Genomic DNA, 19945 nt, shown 5'->3' on the forward strand with positions numbered 1-19945 from the left:
CATGCCGGTCGCCCGCTCGGAACGGCTGCTGACGCTGCTCCAGACGCTCCGGCGTTACCGGCGGCCGGTGACCGGCTCGGTGCTCGCTGAGGAGACCGGTGTCAGCCTGCGCACGCTCTATCGCGATATTGCCAGCCTGCAGGCCCAGGGTGCGATGATCGAAGGCGAAGCCGGCATTGGCTATGTGCTGAAGCCCGGTTTCATGCTGCCGCCGATGATGTTTTCCGAAGAAGAGCTGGAGGCATTGGTGCTTGGCTCGCGATGGGTCGCCCGCGCCGCCGAGCCGCGCCTTGCCGGCGCCGGCGCCGACGCGCTGGCCAAGATTGCCGCCGTCCTGCCGGCCGATATGCGAGAGATGATCGATTCGGCAGCGCTTTTCGTCGGCCCTAAACGCAGGGATGAGGACAAGGCCGATGTCTCGGCCATCCGCAAGGCGATCCGCTTGGAACGTATCCTCGAACTGCATTATGGCGACGAGCAGGGCCGTATTTCGCGCCGCCGCGTCTGGCCTTTCGGGCTCGGCTATTACGAGCATGTGCGGGTCCTCATGGCCTGGTGCGAACTGCGCCAGGATTTTCGGCATTTCCGCACCGATCGCATCATCGATATGGCGTTGCATGAGGGGCGTTATCCGCGCCGCCGCACGGTGCTCCTCAAGGAATGGCGCGAGACGCAGGACGTGCCGATGGAGAACTGAACGCTGCTGCCATAAACTGTCAGCAGATGGAGTTATTATCAGTGCCAATCCACCAGGAAGGAGTACTGATCATGGTAACGCCTCCAGCCATTCATTTCACCAACGACCGTTTTGCGGCCGAGGCCTTTGCCGATGTCATTTCGGCCGAGACTTTTGCCGATGTTCGCCAGTCAGCGCCGTCCGGCCTGCTGGACCTGGTCATGAACATTTTCCGATTTCGCAGAGGAGACCGCACCGGCCTCGACCTTGAAGCGACACCGGATTACTTGAAGCGCGACCTCGGCTTCATCGACGGACGCGACCCGCGCTGCGAGGACCGTTTTCCGCTCTAAAGCATATCGCGCAAAAGTGTGCAGCGGTTTTGCGACAACGACATGCGCGACCGCTTTGGGCCGCCCATCCTTATCAACACTCTGCCCGACGAGAACGGGGCGTTGCGATCGCAACGCCCTCGGTAATCTGCTGCCATAATCTGTCAGCAGACGAGATCTCTCGCGGCGCCATTCTTAAATAACGGGAGAACCGAAATGACCAGCCCCAATCTCATCATTCTTTACGTCAAGGACCCCGGTGAAAGCGCCAGTTTCTACCGGAACCTGCTCAATCGCGAACCGGCCGTGGAGGCGCCGAATTTCGTCGCTTTTCCGCTTGAGGGTGGCTTCACGCTCGGTCTCTGGCGGCGCAGCAAGGTCGAACCGCAGCCTTCCGCCATCGGCAATCGAGGCGAAGTGGCCTTCATGGTCGAGGGAGAAAATGCTGTCGCCAGACATTATGAGGACTGGCGACAGCGCGGCCTGCCGATCGCCCAGGAACTGACCGAACTGGATTTTGGTCCGACCTTCGTCGTGCTCGATCCGGATGGGCATCGGCTGCGTGTCTGTGAGCCGGATAAATAATTAAGGCGACTTGCGGGGCTTACCTTACAGCTGGCCTCGCATCGCATGCCCCTTGTAGACGCCGAGGATGCGGACTTTCTCGGAAAAGAAACGCAGTTCCTCCAATGCCCGGCGCACGTTCGGATCGTTCGGATGGCCTTCGATATCGGCGTAAAACTGCGTCGCCACGAATTTTCCGCCGAGCTGGTAGCTTTCCAGCTTCGTCATGTTGATGTTGTTGGTGGCAAAACCGCCGAGCGCCTTGTAGAGCGCGGCCGGAATGTTGCGGACGTTGAAGACGAAGGTGGTGACGACCTTTTCTTCCGCCGAATTCCGCTGCGCCCATTCCTCGTCGCGGGACAGGACGACGAAACGGGTGACATTGTTTTCGGTATCCTCGACATTTTCGGCAATGATCTCGAGCCCGTAGAGATCGGCGGCAAGGCGTGGTGCCAAGGCGGCCATCGAGCGGTCGCCGGTTTCCTTGACGAGTTTTGCCGCCCCTGCCGTATCGCCGGCGATCACCGGTTTCCAGCCGTTGGCGCGAACGATCTTCCGGCACTGGCCGAGCGCGTGGATATGGCTGTGCACCGTGCGGATCTCGTCCTTGGTGACACCGGGCAGCACCATCAGCTGGAAGCGGATCGGCATGAAATATTCGCCGATAATGTGCAGCCGCGACTCCGGCAGCAGATGGTGGATATCGGCGACGCGCCCGGCAATCGTGTTCTCGATCGGGATCATCGCGATATCGGCGTCGCCGTTGTCGACCGCCGTGAACGCATCCTCGAAGGTCTGACAGGGCAGCGGCTCCATGGTCGGAAACATGTCGCGGCTGGCCATATCGGAATTGGCGCCGAATTCGCCCTGGAAGGCGATCCTGTTGGTCTTGATGTTCATGATGGTTCCGTCAGTTCGACTTTGCGGAGAGGATGCGCCGCGCTTTTTCGAGGTCGGCCGGAGTATCGACACCGAGCGGAACCGTGTCAACGATCTCGGCGTCGATGCGCATGCCGGCTTCCAGCGCCCGTAGCTGCTCCAGCGATTCGCGCTTTTCGAGCGTCGAAGGACCGAGCGAGACGAACTGTTCGAGCGCCGCCCGCCGATAAGCATAGAGGCCGATATGGTGGTAGAGCGGCCCTTGGCCGTAAGGGGCCGTTGCCCGCGTGAAGTAGAGCGCGTGCAGCCGGGCGTCGGAAATCGGCGAGCCGACGATCTTGACGATGTGCGGCGCGGTCTTGTCCTCCTCATTGTCGATTTCGGTTGTCAGCGTTCCGATATCGACCGCCTCGTTCTCGAGAGGGCGCAAAGCCGCGCGCACCGTTTCGGGATCGATCGTCGGCAGATCGCCCTGGACGTTGACGATGATTTTCGCCTTTCCGTCCGGATCGACTTTCTTCAGCGCCTCAAAGATTCGATCAGAACCCGATTGGTGGTCTACGCGGGTCATGACGACTTCGAAGCCGGCGGCGGCGACGGCATCGAACACTCGATCATCGTCGACGGCGACGACAACGCGGCCGATGGCTGCCTCCCTAGCGCGTAGCGCCACCTGGACGATCATCGGCAGGCCGCAAATATCGGCGAGCGGCTTGCCAGGAAGCCGGGTGGAGGCCATGCGCGCCGGGATCAATACGAGCACGCCGTCTAAATTTGAATCACTCATTGTTCGGGCCTTCTATTCCGGGCTGAAAAGTGTCAAAAAGTCTCACGCACAAGACCATTTAGACAGTTGCAACGATCAACCAAAAGACATAGGTTCCGCGCGATTTCAAGATGGTCCGGTTTATGGTCTGCCGGCTGCAAGGGGAGCATTGCAGATGAATTCATACGTCAATACGGCCGTGGGGGCGCTGCTCGGAACGATTTTCGTTCTGATGTCGGTCTCCATCGCGTCCGAAGGGATCTTCCATTCCGAAGCACCGGAAAAGGAAGGTTTCGCGATCGTTGCCGAAGAAGCGCCCGCCGCTGGTGGTGAGGCTGCGCCTGCCGTTGCTGTTCCGATCGCGCAATTGCTCGCTTCTGCAGATGCCAAGGCCGGTGAAACGGTCTTCAAGAAGTGTCAGGCCTGTCATGACGGCACCAAAGGGGGACCGAACAAGGTCGGTCCCAACCTCTTTGGTGTCGTAGATCGCCCGATCGCCTCGCATGAAGGCTTCGCCTATTCCGCTGCCATGAAGGATTTCTCCAAGGGCAGCAGCGAGAAGTGGACTTTCGAATTTCTCAACAAGTTCCTGCTGGCGCCGAAAAAGGACGTTCCGGGCACCGCCATGGGCTTCGCCGGTCTGGCGAAGGATCAGGACCGCGCCAACGTCATTCTATACCTGCACACGCTCGCCGATTCGCCGGTGCCGCTGCCGGATCCGAACGCCGCAACGCAGTGACGTGGCAGACAATCGCATGACATCGAAGCCCGGCCCGCAAGCCGGGCTTTTCGTTGTGCAGAGAGCCGCTTAAAGCATGTCGCGCAAAACTGTGCAGCGGTTTTGCGCTAACGACATTACGACGCGCTTTAGGCGCCGAGGAAATAGGCCCAGAGCGAGACCGTGATGGCGCCGAGCGCCGTCGTCACCGTGATCGTCGAGGCGGCGAGGCTGTGACCGACGCCGAAGCGATTGGCAATCAGCCAGGCGTTGACGCCTGTCGGGACGGAGGAAGTCAGCACGATCGCTGCCGTCCATTCGGGACTGAGACCGAGGAGATGGCTCGCCGCCCACACGCAGCCGGGCAGCAGCAGCAGCTTCAAGGTCGAGGTGACGCTGGCGATGCCGAGATTGCCGGAGACGCCGTATCTCTCCAGCGCCATGCCAAGCGATATCAGCGCCGCCGGACCGGCAATGCCGGCGATCTGCCCGACGACCGTTGCCACCGTCGTCGGCATGGTGAGACCGGAAAGGTGCATTGCCATGCCGGCCGCAAGCCCGATCACCAGCGGGTTGCGCACGAGATTGACCGCGATCTGGCGAAGCACGAGCACCATGCTGCGATCGCTTTTGCCGGCGATCTTGCGCTCGGCATGCTCCATCAGGACCGTGCCGGCGACCATCATCACCGGCAGATGCACGGCAAGCAGGATCGACAGCGCCACCAGCCCTTCGTCGCCGACGGTTCGCTCGACCAGCGGCAGGCCGATGAAAATATTGTTGGCGAAGGCCGAGGAAACGCCGGCCAGCACGCCGATCCGTTCGTCGCGGCCGAAGAGGCGTGTGGCCGCGATATGGCCGGCCGTCCAGGTGATGGCAACGCCGGAAAAATAGACGATCCAGAGTCGGAAGGGCGAGGCGCCATGAAAATCCGCCTCGGCGATGGTGCGGAAGAGCAGAAGCGGCACGGCGATCTTGAAGACGAATTCGCTGAGCGCTTCGCCGACATTCGACGCCATCAATCCGCTGCGGACGATCACCCAGCCGATGAGAATCAGGATGAAGATGGGAAGGACGTCGAGAATGATGGCTGACATGGGGGAGGCTGCTCTGCGCGGGGGAGTATTCGACGTCTACAGCGCCGCGCGTCTTTTCGAGAGCCGCAAAGGACGCTGTAGCACTTTGAATTGCTGCATAATTCCTTAAATCGATTCCGATTTAAGGAATTATGCAGTAGCAGCAAACCGCTTGGATTGAAAAGGCAATCGCCGTCCAATCAGGCGCATCGGCAAAACAAAAAAAGCGGGCATAGCCCGCTTTTCCGCTCCGGTCTTGCCGGAAACCCGGATCACGAAGCTGCCAGTTCATCCGTGGTCAGCGTCGCGCCGGTAAGATCGAAGGGATCATCCCTCGTGCGCCCGGCTGCAACTGAAAGCTGCTCATGCCGGTCTTCTTGCGAGTATTTCTAGATTTGGAAGATGACAGGGGCATGACGAATAGGCGGCACTTTTGCGAAGAAATAGATGCGCCATCCACCATTTATCCTTCCAAACCGCGGAAATTTCGCTAAGACCAAACCCCGGCTATCACAAATCCGGGACCCCCCATTTCATGACAAGATTCGATGTTCTGACAGTCGGCAACGCAATCGTGGATATCATTGCCCGTTGCGACGACCAGTTCCTCATTGACAACCAGATCACCAAGGCGGCGATGAACCTCATCGATGCCGAACGCGCTGAACTCTTGTACTCGCGCATGGGACCGGCGCTCGAAGCCTCCGGCGGCAGCGCCGGCAACACGGCGGCGGGCGTGGCTAACCTCGGCGGCAAGGCTGCCTATTTCGGCAATGTCGCCGAAGATCAGCTCGGTGATATCTTCGCGCACGACATCCGCGCCCAGGGCGTCCACTACCAGACCCGGCCCAAGGGCACCTTCCCGCCGACGGCACGTTCGATGATCTTCGTCACCGAGGATGGCGAGCGCTCGATGAACACCTATCTCGGCGCTTGCGTCGAGCTCGGCCCGGAAGACGTCGAGACCGACGTCGTGGCCAACGCCAAGGTCACCTATTTCGAAGGTTATCTCTGGGATCCGCCGCGCGCCAAGGAAGCCATCCTCGATTGTGCCCGCATCGCCCATGAAAACGGCCGCGAAGTGTCGATGACGCTGTCCGACAGTTTCTGCGTCGACCGCTATCGCGGCGAATTCCTCGATCTGATGCGCTCCGGCAAGGTCGATATCGTCTTCGCCAATCGCCAGGAAGCGCTGTCGCTCTACGAGACCGACGATTTCGAGGAGGCGCTGAACAGGATCGCCGCCGATTGCAAAATCGCCGCTGTGACGATGAGCGAGAATGGTGCCGTCATCCTGAAGGGCCGTGAGCGTTTTTACGTCGATGCGATCCGGATCAAGGAAGTTGTGGATACGACGGGTGCCGGCGATTTGTTCGCCTCTGGCTTCCTCTATGGCTACACCCAGGGACGTTCTTTGGAAGATTGCGGCAAGCTCGGTTGCCTGGCTGCCGGCATCGTCATCCAGCAGATCGGCCCGCGCCCGATGACCTCGCTTTCCGAGGCAGCCAAACGGGCGGGGCTTATTTGAAGGCTTCGCCAGGATAGGCGCCCCAGATCTCCGACTGCGCCACCCAGCCCGAGGCGCCGTCGGTTTCGGCGCGGCACCAGTCGCCGTTGCATTCGCCAATGGTGATCATCACGCCGGGTTCCAGCTTGGCGACGATCGAGGCGGAGGGCTGCGCCTCGCGGCGCAGATTGACATAGACGCCTTTGCCCTTGGTCTTCATCCACGGGGCGGCAATCGCCGCGCGTTGGCCGGACAGCAGCGACTGGTTGACCCAGCCTTCGGTGCCGTCGGCATCGCGGATGCGGCGCCAGTTGTCGTATTCCTGGATGATCTCCACCGGCAGGCCGGATTTCAGGTACATCCACGAAACGGCGTAATCCGTTCCCGGACCGATGCGCAGGTTGACGCGCTTGGATTTCAGCGTGACGAAGCGCGGCAACGGCAGTCCGCTTGGCCCCTTGGCCGCCTGCGCATGGGCGAATTCGACACTTCCCATGGATGCGGCCAGTGCGATGGCAAGGGCGAGGCAGGACTTCAGGACTTTGCTGCTCATGGAAGTTTCCGTTTGCTCGAATTCGCGGGCAGGCCCGGCCTGCTCGCGGTCCGGGCTTTGACATTCCCCGGCTGCACCGCGAGTTTTGTTTGTCTTCGCGTGCGGGTCTGGTAGAAAATGCCCGGAATGGGAAAATTATCACCCCTCTTGGTTAAAGACCTCTGAACAAGGCACCACAGGCAGCCATGACAGCGAAGAAAAAACCGAAGGTCTACATCACCCGCAAGCTGCCGGATGCCGTCGAAACCCGCATGCGTGAACTCTTCGACGCCGAGCTGAACATCGACGACGCGCCGCGTTCCGTTCCCGAGCTTATCGCCGCGGTCAAGACCGCCGACGTGCTGGTGCCGACCGTCACCGATCGCATCGACGCGGCGTTGATCGAGCAGGCGGGACCGCAGATGAAGCTGATTGCAAGCTTCTCCAATGGCACCGATCACATCGACGTCGAGGCGGCGGCGCGCAAGGGCATCACCGTTACCAACACGCCGAACGTCCTGACCGAAGACACCGCCGATATGACCATGGCGCTGATTCTCGCGGTGCCGAGAAGGCTCGGCGAAGGTGCGCGCGTGCTGACCGACAAGCCGGGTGAATGGGCAGGCTGGTCTCCCACCTGGATGCTCGGTCGGCGCATTCACGGCAAGCGAATCGGCATCGTCGGTATGGGCCGCATCGGCACGGCGGTGGCCCGCCGCGCCAAGGCTTTCGGCCTGTCGATCCACTATCACAACCGCAAGCGCGTCAATCCGGCTGTTGAGGACGAACTGGAGGCGACCTATTGGGAAAGCCTCGACCAGATGCTCGCTCGTGTCGACATCGTTTCGATCAATTGTCCGTCGACGCCGGCGACCTTCCACCTGATCTCGGCCCGCCGTCTGGCGCTGCTGCAGCCGACGGCCTATCTCGTCAACACCGCGCGCGGCGACGTGGTCGACGAAGCTGCGCTGATCAAATGCCTGAGGGAGGGCCGGATCGCCGGCGCCGGCCTCGACGTCTTCGAGAACGAGCCTGCCGTCAATCCGAAGTTGGTCAAGCTCGCCAATGAGGGCAAGGTCGTGCTGCTGCCGCATATGAGCTCGGCGACGATCGAAGGCCGCATCGACATGGGCGACAAGGTCATCATCAACATCCGCACCTTCATCGACGGTCACAGGCCGCCGAACCGCGTGCTGCCGGGTCGTTGAAAAACGCTGTAAATCAGGCGACGCAGATTGGAGGCGCAAGGACCTTGCGCATCTCGACGAATGTCGTCCTGGCAAAGCCGGGATGCGTCTTTTCGGCGGTTCTGGAAAATCCACAGGCGGCAAAGACGGCGTGATTGTCGGTGAGTTCGATCCGCGTTTCCAGCCGCAAAGCGTGAAGACCGAGCGCCGCAGCCGTTTCCTCGGCAATCGCCAGCAGCCGCTTGCCGAGGCCCTTGCCCTGCATCTCAGGCAGGACGGCGAGCTTGCCGACATAGAGACAATCGGCCTCCGGCCGCAGGAAGAGGCAGCCGATCAGCTTTTCGCCGTCGATGGCGACATGGCCGATCTCGGCCCTGGCCTTTTCGGCCAGTGACTCCGTCGTCAGCTTGAGCGCCGAAGATGGCGGGTCGATCCTGCCGTTCATCGAGGCGAAGGCGGAAAGGACGAGCGTCAGCAGTTCGTCCCAGCGCGTGAAGCTATGATCAAGACGAATAATCGTCATCCGGCTGGTCTTTGTGTTGTACGGCGTCGTTTGTAGCGAACCGTGTCGAAGCGGGCCGAGAGCGCGTCGTAGAGCAGCAACCGTCCGACCAGCGGTTCGCCGGTGACGGTGACGAGCTTGATCGCCTCCATCGCCATCATCGTGCCGATGACGCCTGTGAGCGCGCCGATGATGCCGGCCTCGGCGCAGGAGGGAATCAGACCCGCCGGCGGCGCTTCCGGAAACAGGTCGCGATATCTAGGGTTGGACGTTCCGTCCTCAGCCGTCTCATAGGGCTTGAGAACCGTCAGCGAACCATCGAAACGCCCGACGGCGCCGCTGACGAGCGGGATGCGCGCTTCTTCCGCCGCATCGGCGGCGGCATAACGCGTGTCGAAATTGTCGGAGCCATCGATCAGCAGATCGAAGCCGGAGAGCTGACGGCGGGCGGCCTCCGGGGAAAAGCGTTCCTCGAAGCGGATCAGTCGGACATGCGGATTGAGCCTGGCGATGGCGAAGGCGGCACTCTCCGTCTTCAGCTCGCCGATCGTGCCGGAATCATGGATCACCTGGCGCTGCAGGTTCGACAGCGACACCCGGTCGTCGTCGACGATACCGAGCGTGCCGACGCCGGCTGCGGCCAGATATTGCAGGACCGGTGCACCGAGGCCGCCGGCGCCGATCACCAGAACGCGGGCGGCTTTCAGTTTCTGCTGGCCGGCGCCGCCGATCTCGGGGAGCAGGATGTGGCGGTGATACCGCGCTATTTCTTCTGGGCTGAGCGGTTCCATGGCGCCGATGTTATCATGACGCCCGACGCCGGGAAAAGCCGCCTCCGTCATTCGAACACCCTTCCGTCGGAAACCGTGAAAAACTGCGCCCTGTCGCCGAGTGCTGAAAACATCGCGCGATCCGTTCCGGTCATGAAGGCCTGGCCGCCGAGCCCGTCGATAAGGTCGAACAGCGCGGCGCGTCTGTTCTCGTCGAGATGCGCTGCGATCTCGTCGAGCAGCAGGATCGGCGCATGGCCGGTGAGATTGCCGACGAGCCGCGCATGCGCAAGCACCAGGCCGACAAGCAGCGCTTTCTGCTCGCCGGTGGAGCAACGTTCCGCCTCCATCGCCTTTTCGCGGTGATGCACGATGAGATCGGCCCGGTGCGGCCCCTCGAGCGTGCGCCCTGCGCCGGCATCGCGGTAGCGGCTCTCTGCCAGCATCGCCGCGTAGTCATCCTCGAGGTCGACCGAGGGGCGCGAGAACTGACCGTCCATGAAGCCCGAGAGCTGCAGCGATGCCGAAGGGAAGGGCGAGCTCTCCCGTGTTTCCTCGATCAGCCGGGTCAGGAGGCCGAGCATCTCCTGCCGGGCGAGCGCCATGGCGATACCGAGGCTTGCCATCTGCTCCTCGATGCCGGCAAGCCAGGACGGATCGAAGCGGCCTTCGTCCAGCAATTTGTTGCGGCTGCGCATGGCGCGCTCGAAATCGCTGGCGCGGCGGCCATGAGCGGGATCGAGTGACAGAACCAGCCGGTCGAGAAAGCGGCGCCGGTCGGAGGAGGCGCCGGTAAAGAGCCCGTCCATCGCCGGTGTCAGCCAGAGAAGGCGCAGATGGTCGGTCAGTTCGTCCGCAGTCTTTGCCGTCGTGCCATTGATGCGCAGCCTGCGGGCGATGGACTCCTCGCTCGTTTCGATGCCGGTGCCGATCTCGACGTCGCCCTCCATGCCGTCGAGCGCGGCGAAGATCGAAAAGCCACCGGCGGCGCCGACGCGGGTAATATCGCCATAAGCCGCGCGGCGCAGGCCGCGGCCAGGCGAAAGCAGGGAGACGGCCTCCATGAGATTGGTCTTGCCGGCGCCGTTATCTCCCGTCAGTACGGCATGCCGACCGTCAAGGGTAAGGGCCGCCGCCGCATAGTTGCGGAAGTCTGTCAGCTTCAGACGGGAAAGAGAAACCTTGTGCGGCATCGAATGTCCGGAATCGTAAAGCGTGACAGCTAAGCCGAAGCGGCGCTGATGGCAAGGCTGGCAGCTTTTTGGCCGTGGGATCGTACCGTCGGTGCTGCCGCAAGTCAGGGACGCGGCGGCTGGCGGCACCCAGGACATATATTCCAGAGATCCCGTGACCGAAGTCCTGGTGTCCGACATCTTCCCGGTGTAACGGCAGCCATGACACTTTCGAAATTCTGCTAAAAATACAACCACCGGAGATGGTCTGACATCGCCAAGCCGATACTGTCGACAGTTATTGTCAATGCCTCCCAGCTCCGGATATTCAGGGTTTGCTGCCATCCTTTAAGGCTATTGACGTAACGTAAAGCCCAAAAAAAGTCGGTTGAATTTTGCAACTGCAGGGTTGAGTTATCTGGTGCAGACGATATGGTAAACGGAACGTTTATGTATGAGAGAGTGATGAAGTGCCAGATCCGGTTGATATTATCGTCGGTCGCAACGTCAGACAGTTTCGCGCCCTTCGCCGTGTTTCCCAACTTGAGCTTGGCGAAGCACTCGGACTGACTTTCCAGCAGATCCAGAAATACGAAAAGGGAACGAACCGCGTTTCCGCCAGCAAGCTGCATCAGATCGCGGTTTTTCTTGACGTTGAGATCTCTGCTCTTTTCGAGGGCGCCGGCATGTCACCATTCGGCAGCCGTGTCGAACTCAGCCCCGACGCCTATGCGCTTGCGCTGAGCTACGACAAGCTGAACTCACCGGCAGGCAAGGAAGCGGTCAAGACCATCGTCACCCTCATGACTGGCGAAGTGGCCGAAACCGCCGCTTGATTCCACGACAGCGCCAGGCATCTTTTCGAGAGCCGCAAGGACGCTCTAGCACTTTGAATTGCTGCATGATTTTAATCCTGCATCGGTTCCGATTTAAGAAGCTATGCAGCGGGCAATGGATTCCCACCGAAAGCACGACCTGTTCAAGGTCTGGATGATCTCGGACCGATGCGGGTGTACAGCGGTTTTGGAAGGACGGCGTGCCTCAAGGCGAAGACCGGGAAGCAGGTCGCCCGGTTCAGGTTCGATGCCGCGCGCTTCAGTGAATCTCGCATTCGTGCAGCGCCATCAGCAGATCGTCCTGCGTCTGGTGGCCGGCATGATAGAGGTCGATCGCGATGTTGGCGATTGAAAGGCCCTGCTGGCTGCGAAGCTTGATGTTGCGCTCGGCGCACCAGGTGTAGATGGCGCCGGCGAGAACGTCGACGTCTTCGGACTGAGAGGAAAAGGCTGGCGCCATGGTCGATACCCTTGGTTTGGTTGTCCCCCGCTAGAGCGCCGCGCTAAGGACGCTCTATCGCTTTGATTTGGTGCATAACCCCAAAAGGAGATTCCGATCTTCGGAGTTATGCGCTGACCGCAGAGACTGAATTCATTTGGAAAACTTGCAAGCGGCATCATCTGGCTGCGTTAACGCAAGTCGTCTTCCCGTCCGCCGCCGTATCGATCCGGGACAGATTGGCCGGCGCGGGCGGCGAATGTCGCAAATCAGGATTCCTGGAACAAAAAAACCGGAGACGTTTCCGTCCCCGGCTTTCAAAATAGGCGTGTCGATTGCGGCTCAGCCTTCGAAGAATTCCTTCATGCGGGCAAAGAAGCCCGTCGATTCCGGATTGTTCTCCTTGGAGGAAAGCTGCTCGAATTCCTGAAGCAGTTCGCGTTGGCGCTTGGTGAGCTTTTGCGGCGTCTCGATCTGGATCTGGATGTAGAGGTCGCCCGTCTGCACCGAACGCAGCACCGGCATGCCCTTGCCCTTGAGGCGGAACTGTTTGCCGACCTGCGTGCCCTCAGGCACGGTTACGCGCGACTTGGTGCCGTCAAGCGTCGCTACGTCGAAGGTTCCGCCGAGCGCGGCCGTCGTCATCGAGATCGGAACCGCGCAATAGAGATCGGCTCCGTCGCGCTGGTAGAATTCATGCGGTTTGACCGACAGGAAGATGTAGAGATCGCCCGCTGGTCCGCCGCGGGCGCCGGCTTCGCCTTCGCCCTGCAGCCGGATGCGCGTGCCGTCCTCGATACCGGCAGGGATATTGACCGAGAGCGAACGCTCTTCCGTCACCCGGCCCTGGCCGTGGCACTTCGGGCAGGGATCGGGAATGATCTGGCCGCGGCCATGGCAGGTCGGGCAGGTCCGCTCGATCGAGAAGAAGCCCTGTGCCGCGCGCACGCGCCCCGTTCCCTGGCAGGTGCCGCAGTTCTTTGGCTGCGTGCCGGGCTTGGCGCCCGAACCCGTACAGACGTCGCAGGTGATCGAGGTGGGAACGCGGATCTGCGCCGTCTTGCCGGAGAAAGATTCTTCCAGCGTTATTTCCATGTTGTAGCGAAGATCAGCACCACGCTCGCGGCCGCCCGACGAGCGCTGGCGAGCGCGCCCACCACCCATCATTTCGCCGAAGATATCCTCGAAGATGTCTGAGAAACCGCCGCCGGCAAATCCGCCTCCACCACCGCCCATACCGCCATGCTCGAAAGCCGCATGGCCATAGCGATCATAGGCCGCCCGCTTCTGCGGGTCCTTGAGCATCTCGTAGGCTTCGTTGATTTCCTTGAACTTCCGTTCGGCGTCCTTGTCATCCGGGTTTTTGTCCGGATGAAATTTCATCGCCAGTTTGCGGAAGGCGCTTTTCAGCTCTTTCTCGTCCGCCGACTTGGCTACACCCAGAGTTTCGTAAAAGTCCGCTTTTGCCATTAAGGATTAAACCCCGGAAATGGATTTTCCGGCTGCCATGGTGAGCAGCCGGATCAGGTGTTGAAGCATAACCACGCCGTCGCGGATTACGCGGACTTCTTGCGGTCGTCGTCCTTGATTTCCTCGTAGTCGGCATCGACGACATTGTCGCCGCCTTCCGCGGAGGCATCGCCAGCAGCGCCGCTTTCAGCCTGCTGTGCTTCATAGATCGCCTGGCCGAGCTTCATCGACACTTCCATCAGCGTCTGGGTCTTGGCCTTGATGTCGTCGGCATCGGGCTCCGACGCTTCCGACGCCGTCTTCAGCGCAGCGATCGCATCCGAGATCGCGGTGCGGTCGGCCTCGGAAACCTTGTCACCGTAATCCTTCAGCGACTTTTCCGAGGAATGGATCAGGCTTTCAGCCTGGTTCCGGGCTTCGACGGCCTCGCGGCGCTTCTTGTCTTCGGTGGCATGGGCTTCGGCATCCTTCACCATCTTCTCGATGTCGGCGTCGGAAAGACCGCCGGAAGCCTGGATGCGGATCTGCTGTTCCTTGCCGGTGCCCTTGTCCTTGGCCGAAACCTGCACGATGCCGTTGGCGTCGATGTCGAAGGTGACTTCGATCTGCGGCATGCCGCGCGGCGACGGTGGCAGACCAACGAGGTCGAACTGGCCGAGCAGCTTGTTGTCGGCAGCCATTTCACGCTCGCCCTGCGAAACGCGGATGGTCACGGCCTGCTGGTTGTCTTCGGCGGTCGAGAAGGTCTGGCTCTTCTTCGTCGGGATCGTCGTGTTGCGTTCGATCAGGCGGGTGAAGACACCACCTAGGGTCTCGATGCCGAGCGACAGCGGCGTCACGTCGAGGAGCAGGACATCCTTGACGTCGCCCTGCAGAACGCCGGCCTGGATGGCAGCACCAAGCGCCACCACTTCATCCGGGTTGACGCCCTTATGCGGCTCCTTGCCGAACAGCTGCTTGACGACTTCCTGTACCTTCGGCATGCGGCTCATGCCACCGACGAGAACCACTTCGTCGATTTCGGCAGCGGTGACACCGGCATCCTTGAGCGCTGCCTTGCACGGCGCGATCGTGCGCTGGACGAGATCGTCGACCAGGCTCTCGAGCTTGGCGCGGGTCAGCTTCAGCGTCAGATGCTTCGGGCCGGAGGCGTCGGCCGTGATGAACGGCAGGTTGATTTCGGTCTGCTGCGAGGACGAAAGCTCGATCTTTGCCTTTTCCGCAGCTTCCTTGAGGCGCTGCAGGGCAAGCTTGTCGTTCTTCAGGTCGATGCCGTTGTCCCTCTTGAACTCGGCAACGAGATATTCGACGAGACGCATGTCGAAGTCTTCACCGCCGAGGAAAGTATCGCCGTTGGTGGACTTCACTTCGAAGACGCCGTCGCCGATCTCGAGGATCGAAATATCGAAGGTGCCGCCGCCAAGGTCGTAGACGGCAATTGTCTTGCCTTCTTTCTTGTCGAGGCCGTAGGCGAGGGCTGCAGCGGTCGGCTCGTTGATGATGCGCAGAACTTCAAGACCAGCGATGCGGCCGGCATCCTTGGTTGCCTGGCGCTGCGCGTCGTTGAAATAGGCGGGAACGGTGATAACGGCCTTCTCGACCTTTTCGCCGAGATAGGATTCGGCGGTTTCCTTCATCTTCTGAAGGATCATCGCGGAAATCTGTGCGGGCGAATAGCCCTTGCCATTGGCTTCGACCCAGGCGTCGCCATTGTCGCCCTTGACGATGGTGAAGGGAACGAGGTGCTTGTCCTTCTCGACGGTCGGATCTTCGTAGCGGCGGCCGATCAGGCGCTTGACCGCAAAGAGCGTGTTCGTCGGGTTGGTGACTGCCTGGCGCTTGGCCGGCTGGCCGACGAGGCGTTCGCCATCATCGGAAAATGCCACCATGGAAGGGGTCGTGCGTGCACCTTCCGCATTCTCGATAACCTTCGCGTCCTTGCCGTCCATGACTGCGACGCAGGAATTCGTCGTTCCAAGGTCGATACCAATTACTTTTGCCATGTCATTCTCTCCTTGAAGCAAGCTGTCGGAACCCCGAGAAGGCATTTCCCTGACAGCCCCTTACGGGATGGGTCTACTTGCGATTACGCAATCGTGATTGCGGTGATGCGGCGTATATAAGGAGCGGTTTTCTGGACTGCAAGGCGAGAAATGCCCCGGAATCCAGCAAAACGAATGTGTTGCGTTCAATTTTTACAGTAGCCGGGAAAGAGGTCGCCCCATGTCCGGGAAGCGGCCGATTTTTAGAGCATGTCGCGCAAAACTGTGAAGCGGTCTTGCGACGACGACATGCGTAAAACGAAGACCTAAAGCGCGAGGAGCGATTCTGAAAGATCGCGATGCGCTTTAGAGCATCGGGCTTGTGTTGGACGTGCAGCAAAGATCTCACTGGCCCATGATCAGATCGAGCAGCGTCGTGCGCCGCGGCTGGACAGAAGAGGTTGTCTGCGCGCCTCCGACATCCCCGGGTGGCACCACGCCCTCATAGTTCGAGCCGCCGCCTTCGGCAATGTCTGCGGGCGGAACCGGGCCATTGCCGGAGCTTGCCGCCTGCTGCCGGACAGGCGCTTGCGGATAGCGGTTTGCATTGTCGTCGCCGCCGAAGACGCCGGAAATGATACCGCCGATCGTCGACGGCGGCGCCTCGGCCGTCATCGGTTGCCCGCTGCCCAACTGCCCATCGCCCGCTTGTCCATCACCAGGGGCTGCCTGCGCCATCGGCTGACCATTGTTCGGATCGGCGATCAACTGGCCGTTGCCGAAGAGCGGTGCCGGCGAAAGACCCTTGTGGGCGGCGATCATGAATTCCTTCCAGGCCTTGGCGGGCAAGCCGCCGCCTGTCACCTTCTTCATCGGCTTGCCGTCGTCATTGCCGAACCAGACCCCCGTGGTGAGGTTGCTGGTGAAGCCGACGAAGAGCGCGTCGCGCGAATTCTGCGTTGTGCCGGTCTTTCCCGCCGCCTGCCAGCCTGGGATCTTAGCGCTCTTGCCGGTGCCGTTGTCGATGACGCCCATCATCATCGCATCCATCTCGGCGACGATCTGCTCGGAGAGCACGCGCGGCGGGCTGTCGTAGGTATTTTCGTAGAGAACCTTCCCTTCGGCAGTCGTCACCCGGCGGATGACGTGCGGCGTCGCCTTGTAGCCGCCGTTCATGAAGGCGGCATAGGAGGCGGTAAGTTCCATCAGCGACACCTCGGACGTACCGAGCGCGATCGAGGCGTTCGGCTGCAGCTCGCTTTCGATGCCGAGCCGGTGGGCAAGCTTGATCACCTGATCCGGCCCGTCATACATCACCAGCTGGGCGGCCACCGTGTTCAGCGACTTGGCCAGCGCGGTCGCCAGCGTCACTTCGCCATTGTATTTCTTCTCGTAATTTTCGGGCGTCCAGTCACCAATCCGGATCGGCGCGTCGTTGAACACCGAATAGGGCGTCAGCCCCTTCTCGAGTGCTGCGGCATAGACGAAGGGCTTGAACGAGGAACCCGGCTGGCGTTTGGCCTTGACGGCGCGGTTGAACTGGCTCGTCGCATAGTCCCTGCCGCCGACGAGCGCCCGGATCGCGCCGGTGCCGTCGATCGAGACGAGGGCCGCCTGCGAGGCGTCGAGCTTCCCGCCCTCCTTGTCGAGCACGTCGACCAGCGATTGCTCGGCCTTCTTTTCCAGCGACTTGTCGATCGTCGTATCGACGATGACGTCTTCCTTGACGTCGCCGATCAGACCCGGCAGCTCGTCCATCACCATGTCGGCGACATAGTGCCCGGCGCCCGACCAGTAGCTCTTGGCCGAAGCCGGGGTCTGTGACATCGCCGTCTTGACCTCGGAATCGGTGATGAAACCCTGTTCGCGCATTGCTGCGAGCACGAGTTGGGCGCGGGCATTCGCCGCGTCGGCATCGCGGGCCGGCGAAAGCCGCGACGGCGCCTTGAGCAGGCCGGCCAGCACCGCGGCCTCGCCGAGGTTCACGTCACGCGCCGATTTGTTGAAGTAGCGGCGTGATGCCGCCTCGACACCATAGGCGTTCGATCCGAAGAACACCCGGTTGAGATACATCGCAAGGATCTGGTCCTTGGTGTATTTCTGCTCCAGCCACAGCGCGAGCAGCACCTCCTGCACCTTACGTTCCAGCGTCCTGTCCGGGGAGAGGAAGAGGTTCTTGGCAAGCTGCTGCGTCAGCGTCGAGCCACCCTGCACCATGTGGCCGGCCGTGAAGTTGGTCACGATCGCCCGGCCGAGGCCGAGCGGATCGACGCCGAAATGCGAATAGAAACGCCGATCCTCGATGGCGATGACGGCTTCCGGAATATAGGGCGACATGTTTTCGAGCGACAGCGCCTCGCCGCCGGTCGCGCCGCGATTGGCGATGACGCTGCCGTCGACGGCGGTAATCTTCACATTCGGCGGCCGTTCCGGGATCGCCCATGTGCTGGCGCTCGGCATGCGCGAGCCATAATAGACCACAAGCCCGGCAACGCCGATGCCCGCCCAGATGAAAAGCACGACGCACCAGTAGATCACGCGGCGCAGGAATCCGAAAAACCCGCCGCCTTCACGCTCCCGCGGCTCGCGCCGCCGCCGGGGGGCTGCACGTTGCGGCGGGGGTTTCGAGCCGCCGCGGCGCTGGGATCGGCCTCCGGCAATGCGATCGTCGGCATCGAGCGAGAATTCGTCATCGTCGCGCGCCGGGCGGCCGCTGAAGGACGGTTCTATTCTGTCGCCTGATCTGCCTCTGCCTGCCATCGCGGACCGGTCACACCCCATGTTCGATCGCGAAGCCAGCTTCGCATAACGGTGCTCTTCTCCAGCGCGCCGCGCGTCTTTTCAGACGCGCAAAGGACGCTGGAGCACTTTGAGTGCCGCCGTGATCATCCGACTGAACTGTAAATGCGGCGATTTAACGGGGTGTTAATAATGGAAAGTAAAGCAGATCGCGCCGGGCGACAGCATTGGCCTTCAGAACTGCCGGGCCTCGTAATCGTCGAGCGTTTCCGGGTCCTGCTTATATTCCCACTCGCCCAGATGAAAGCGGCGCCAGATCTGGCCGGAAGGGTTGAGGTTCGCCCCATCGGTAAGGCGTACAGGCAGGATAGGGTTGTGTTTATGCCAAACGGTAACATCTGCGGCGGCTGCCCGAGGGGCAAAAAGCCCGAAGAAAGCCAGGTAGTCTTGCGTCATCAGGGTCCAGCCTCGAACGGATTAAAATCAATCCGCAACGCCACAAAACTGCAATAAAGAATCCCGCAAAACAAGAGCCTCGCGATGGCTTCACATCAAATTGTCGGTGAGCGCATTCGAGGATCGATGCTTCCCCCGCGGTTCCTGTCTTGCGCTCGCCGGCGAAGCGGCGCGCGTCGTGAAAACAAAGGCCCCGAAGTGCGTGGCGTGAGTTACGTGCGATACGACGTGGATTACCGCGCCGCGCGTCTTTTCGAGAAGCGCAAAGGACGCTGTAACACTTTGAATTACTGCATAATTTCGTCCTTAAATTCGATTCCGATTTAAGGAATTATGCAGGAGGCGGAACCAATAGGCTCCGCGATTGTTTAAGTACAAGCGGGACAACCCCTCACGTCCCGCGCATGATCGGCCGTCTCCCCTCAACACGCGCCGATCGACATCAGGCCCGGTGCATCCCTCATGGGAGCGCCGGGCTTTTTCTTGGGTGTTTTCCCTTGGCTTCAAGCCTCGGAAGAGGACGGCGCTGCCGTCCCCTTTCTGTTTCATTCGTCGCAGGAGGGATCGCCGGGGCGGCAATCAAAGTCCCTGCGGTCCGGCCTGCGATCATCGCCTCTCCGGTCGTCCCTCTGCCGTTCACCTCTTTGCCGATCGCCCCTCTGCCGATCGTCCCTTTGATTGTCGTCGCGCCAGTCACGATCGCGGTCGCGCCCATCTCGGTCGCGATCCCGCTCGCGCCAGTTACGGTCGCGATCCCGGTTATCCCGATCGCGATCGCGATCCCGATCCCGATTGTCGCGGTCGCGATAGTAATAGTCCGGGCCGCGGCTCCAGCGGTCACGGTCGCGATAGAAATCGCGGTTGCGGTAGTAGCGGTCCCAATAATTGTCGACGCTGAAGCGAATCATCGGAATGCCGAGCGGACGGTAATATTGCGGGCCGACATAGACGCGGCGCTGCTGGTAGAGGGCCTGCACGTACTGGCCGGAAACCCAGCCGCGGCCGTCGTAGAATTCCACGTCGCACCAGTTGACGTCGGAAAGGCATCCGCGGATTTCGACGGAAGAACCAGCCGGGATGACCGCGACGGCAGGATAACGGGTGCTCGGACCCGCACGCATGTTGACGTTCGCCGTCGAGTAGCCCTCGGCAGCCTGCGCTGCGGCAGGCGCCAGCATAAGCAGGCCGACCGCTGCGATTTTAACAAAGAGATTTTTCACGCTTCTCAGTCCTTGTTGGCACGTTTTTCAGGCAGCGCTGGGCCGCGTTTCCTTGGCATATGCCACTGAAACAAAAGATAGACGGATCGCCCGCAGGTGTTTAGGGCGTTATCATTCGTCTT

Annotated in this window: 20 protein-coding genes; 7 read left to right on the top strand and 13 right to left on the bottom strand. The window is 61.1% G+C overall.

Annotated features, from left to right (window positions below; translation table 11 throughout):
* Nucleotide 1 precedes the first annotated feature (1 nt).
* The 3 genes from AC1D2N_RS09985 to AC1D2N_RS09995 all read left to right on the top strand — a co-directional run bounded on the left by AC1D2N_RS09985 (nucleotide 2) and on the right by AC1D2N_RS09995 (nucleotide 1593).
* Entirely contained in the window at nucleotides 2-697 is a 696-nt protein-coding gene (locus AC1D2N_RS09985) for a helix-turn-helix transcriptional regulator (RefSeq protein ID WP_130653384.1), read from the top strand.
* Between the two features lie 71 nt (nucleotides 698-768).
* Nucleotides 769-1029, top strand: a complete 261-nt coding sequence (locus tag AC1D2N_RS09990) for a hypothetical protein (protein ID WP_018244273.1) — start codon at nucleotides 769-771, stop codon at nucleotides 1027-1029.
* Nucleotides 1030-1224: 195 nt separating this feature from the next.
* Nucleotides 1225-1593 (top strand): VOC family protein, encoded by a 369-nt coding sequence (locus AC1D2N_RS09995; protein ID WP_003555800.1) that lies wholly within the window; start codon nucleotides 1225-1227, stop codon nucleotides 1591-1593.
* A 24-nt stretch (nucleotides 1594-1617) separates the two neighbouring features.
* Here the strand turns inward: AC1D2N_RS09995 and AC1D2N_RS10000 are convergent, their stop codons facing one another.
* Both AC1D2N_RS10000 and AC1D2N_RS10005 read right to left on the bottom strand, forming a co-directional pair.
* The gene (locus AC1D2N_RS10000; protein ID WP_018244274.1) at nucleotides 1618-2472 is read right to left on the bottom strand and encodes a prephenate dehydratase; all 855 of its coding nucleotides are present in this window, start codon (nucleotides 2470-2472) and stop codon (nucleotides 1618-1620) included.
* Nucleotides 2473-2482: 10 nt separating this feature from the next.
* Nucleotides 2483-3238, bottom strand: a complete 756-nt coding sequence (locus AC1D2N_RS10005; protein WP_130653385.1) for a 3-deoxy-manno-octulosonate cytidylyltransferase — start codon at nucleotides 3236-3238, stop codon at nucleotides 2483-2485.
* 154 nt (nucleotides 3239-3392) lie between these two features.
* Between AC1D2N_RS10005 and AC1D2N_RS10010 the strand changes: the two genes are divergently transcribed.
* Nucleotides 3393-3956: a c-type cytochrome gene (locus tag AC1D2N_RS10010; protein WP_018244276.1), complete on the top strand. Its 564-nt coding sequence runs from the start codon at nucleotides 3393-3395 to the stop codon at nucleotides 3954-3956.
* A 128-nt stretch (nucleotides 3957-4084) separates the two neighbouring features.
* Here AC1D2N_RS10010 and AC1D2N_RS10015 read toward each other — a convergent pair whose 3' ends face one another.
* Nucleotides 4085-5032, bottom strand: coding sequence for an AEC family transporter (locus AC1D2N_RS10015; protein ID WP_003555804.1), 948 nt, complete (start codon nucleotides 5030-5032; stop codon nucleotides 4085-4087).
* A 514-nt stretch (nucleotides 5033-5546) separates the two neighbouring features.
* Between AC1D2N_RS10015 and AC1D2N_RS10020 the strand changes: the two genes are divergently transcribed.
* On the top strand, nucleotides 5547-6539 hold the full coding sequence (locus tag AC1D2N_RS10020; protein ID WP_018244277.1) for an adenosine kinase: 993 nt from the start codon (nucleotides 5547-5549) through the stop codon (nucleotides 6537-6539).
* Here the strand turns inward: AC1D2N_RS10020 and AC1D2N_RS10025 are convergent.
* Nucleotides 6532-7071, bottom strand: a complete 540-nt coding sequence (locus tag AC1D2N_RS10025; protein WP_018244278.1) for an SH3 domain-containing protein — start codon at nucleotides 7069-7071, stop codon at nucleotides 6532-6534. The two genes, AC1D2N_RS10020 and AC1D2N_RS10025, sit on opposite strands and share 8 nt — an antisense overlap.
* A 185-nt stretch (nucleotides 7072-7256) precedes the next feature.
* On the opposite strand from AC1D2N_RS10025, the gene AC1D2N_RS10030 reads away from it, so the two are divergent.
* On the top strand, nucleotides 7257-8258 hold the full coding sequence (locus AC1D2N_RS10030) for a 2-hydroxyacid dehydrogenase (protein WP_018244279.1): 1002 nt from the start codon (nucleotides 7257-7259) through the stop codon (nucleotides 8256-8258).
* 13 nt (nucleotides 8259-8271) lie between these two features.
* On the opposite strand, the gene AC1D2N_RS10035 is transcribed toward AC1D2N_RS10030, so the two are convergent.
* The 3 genes from AC1D2N_RS10035 to recF are packed head-to-tail and all read right to left on the bottom strand — an operon-like array spanning nucleotide 8272 to nucleotide 10702.
* On the bottom strand, nucleotides 8272-8760 hold the full coding sequence (locus AC1D2N_RS10035) for a GNAT family N-acetyltransferase (RefSeq protein ID WP_130653386.1): 489 nt from the start codon (nucleotides 8758-8760) through the stop codon (nucleotides 8272-8274).
* Nucleotides 8757-9581, bottom strand: coding sequence for a molybdopterin-synthase adenylyltransferase MoeB (locus tag AC1D2N_RS10040; RefSeq protein ID WP_130653387.1), 825 nt, complete (start codon nucleotides 9579-9581; stop codon nucleotides 8757-8759). Before AC1D2N_RS10040 ends, AC1D2N_RS10035 begins: the two co-directional genes overlap by 4 nt.
* Nucleotides 9578-10702 carry a DNA replication/repair protein RecF gene (gene recF / locus AC1D2N_RS10045; protein ID WP_130653388.1) on the bottom strand — a complete coding sequence of 375 codons (1125 nt, stop codon included), beginning with the start codon at nucleotides 10700-10702 and terminating at the stop codon, nucleotides 9578-9580. The genes AC1D2N_RS10040 and recF overlap by 4 nt, the downstream gene beginning before the upstream one ends.
* A gap of 449 nt (nucleotides 10703-11151) precedes the next feature.
* On the opposite strand from recF, the gene AC1D2N_RS10050 reads away from it, so the two are divergent.
* Nucleotides 11152-11517: a helix-turn-helix domain-containing protein gene (locus AC1D2N_RS10050; protein WP_018244283.1), complete on the top strand. Its 366-nt coding sequence runs from the start codon at nucleotides 11152-11154 to the stop codon at nucleotides 11515-11517.
* Between the two features lie 259 nt (nucleotides 11518-11776).
* Here AC1D2N_RS10050 and AC1D2N_RS10055 read toward each other — a convergent pair whose 3' ends face one another.
* The 6 genes from AC1D2N_RS10055 to AC1D2N_RS10080 all read right to left on the bottom strand — a co-directional run bounded on the left by AC1D2N_RS10055 (nucleotide 11777) and on the right by AC1D2N_RS10080 (nucleotide 19823).
* Nucleotides 11777-11977 carry a hypothetical protein gene (locus AC1D2N_RS10055; RefSeq protein WP_018244284.1) on the bottom strand — a complete coding sequence of 67 codons (201 nt, stop codon included), beginning with the start codon at nucleotides 11975-11977 and terminating at the stop codon, nucleotides 11777-11779.
* A gap of 321 nt (nucleotides 11978-12298) precedes the next feature.
* Nucleotides 12299-13426: a molecular chaperone DnaJ gene (dnaJ, locus tag AC1D2N_RS10060; protein WP_018244285.1), complete on the bottom strand. Its 1128-nt coding sequence runs from the start codon at nucleotides 13424-13426 to the stop codon at nucleotides 12299-12301.
* An 86-nt stretch (nucleotides 13427-13512) separates the two neighbouring features.
* Nucleotides 13513-15429: a molecular chaperone DnaK gene (gene dnaK / locus AC1D2N_RS10065; protein ID WP_018244286.1), complete on the bottom strand. Its 1917-nt coding sequence runs from the start codon at nucleotides 15427-15429 to the stop codon at nucleotides 13513-13515.
* Nucleotides 15430-15813: 384 nt separating this feature from the next.
* Nucleotides 15814-18168, bottom strand: coding sequence for a transglycosylase domain-containing protein (locus tag AC1D2N_RS10070; protein ID WP_047617596.1), 2355 nt, complete (start codon nucleotides 18166-18168; stop codon nucleotides 15814-15816).
* A 213-nt stretch (nucleotides 18169-18381) separates the two neighbouring features.
* Nucleotides 18382-18603: a hypothetical protein gene (locus AC1D2N_RS10075; protein ID WP_018448009.1), complete on the bottom strand. Its 222-nt coding sequence runs from the start codon at nucleotides 18601-18603 to the stop codon at nucleotides 18382-18384.
* 545 nt (nucleotides 18604-19148) lie between these two features.
* Nucleotides 19149-19823 (bottom strand): SH3 domain-containing protein, encoded by a 675-nt coding sequence (locus tag AC1D2N_RS10080; protein WP_130653389.1) that lies wholly within the window; start codon nucleotides 19821-19823, stop codon nucleotides 19149-19151.
* Nucleotides 19824-19945 lie beyond the last annotated feature (122 nt).

This window comes from Rhizobium sp. P1_B8, from assembly GCF_056406515.1.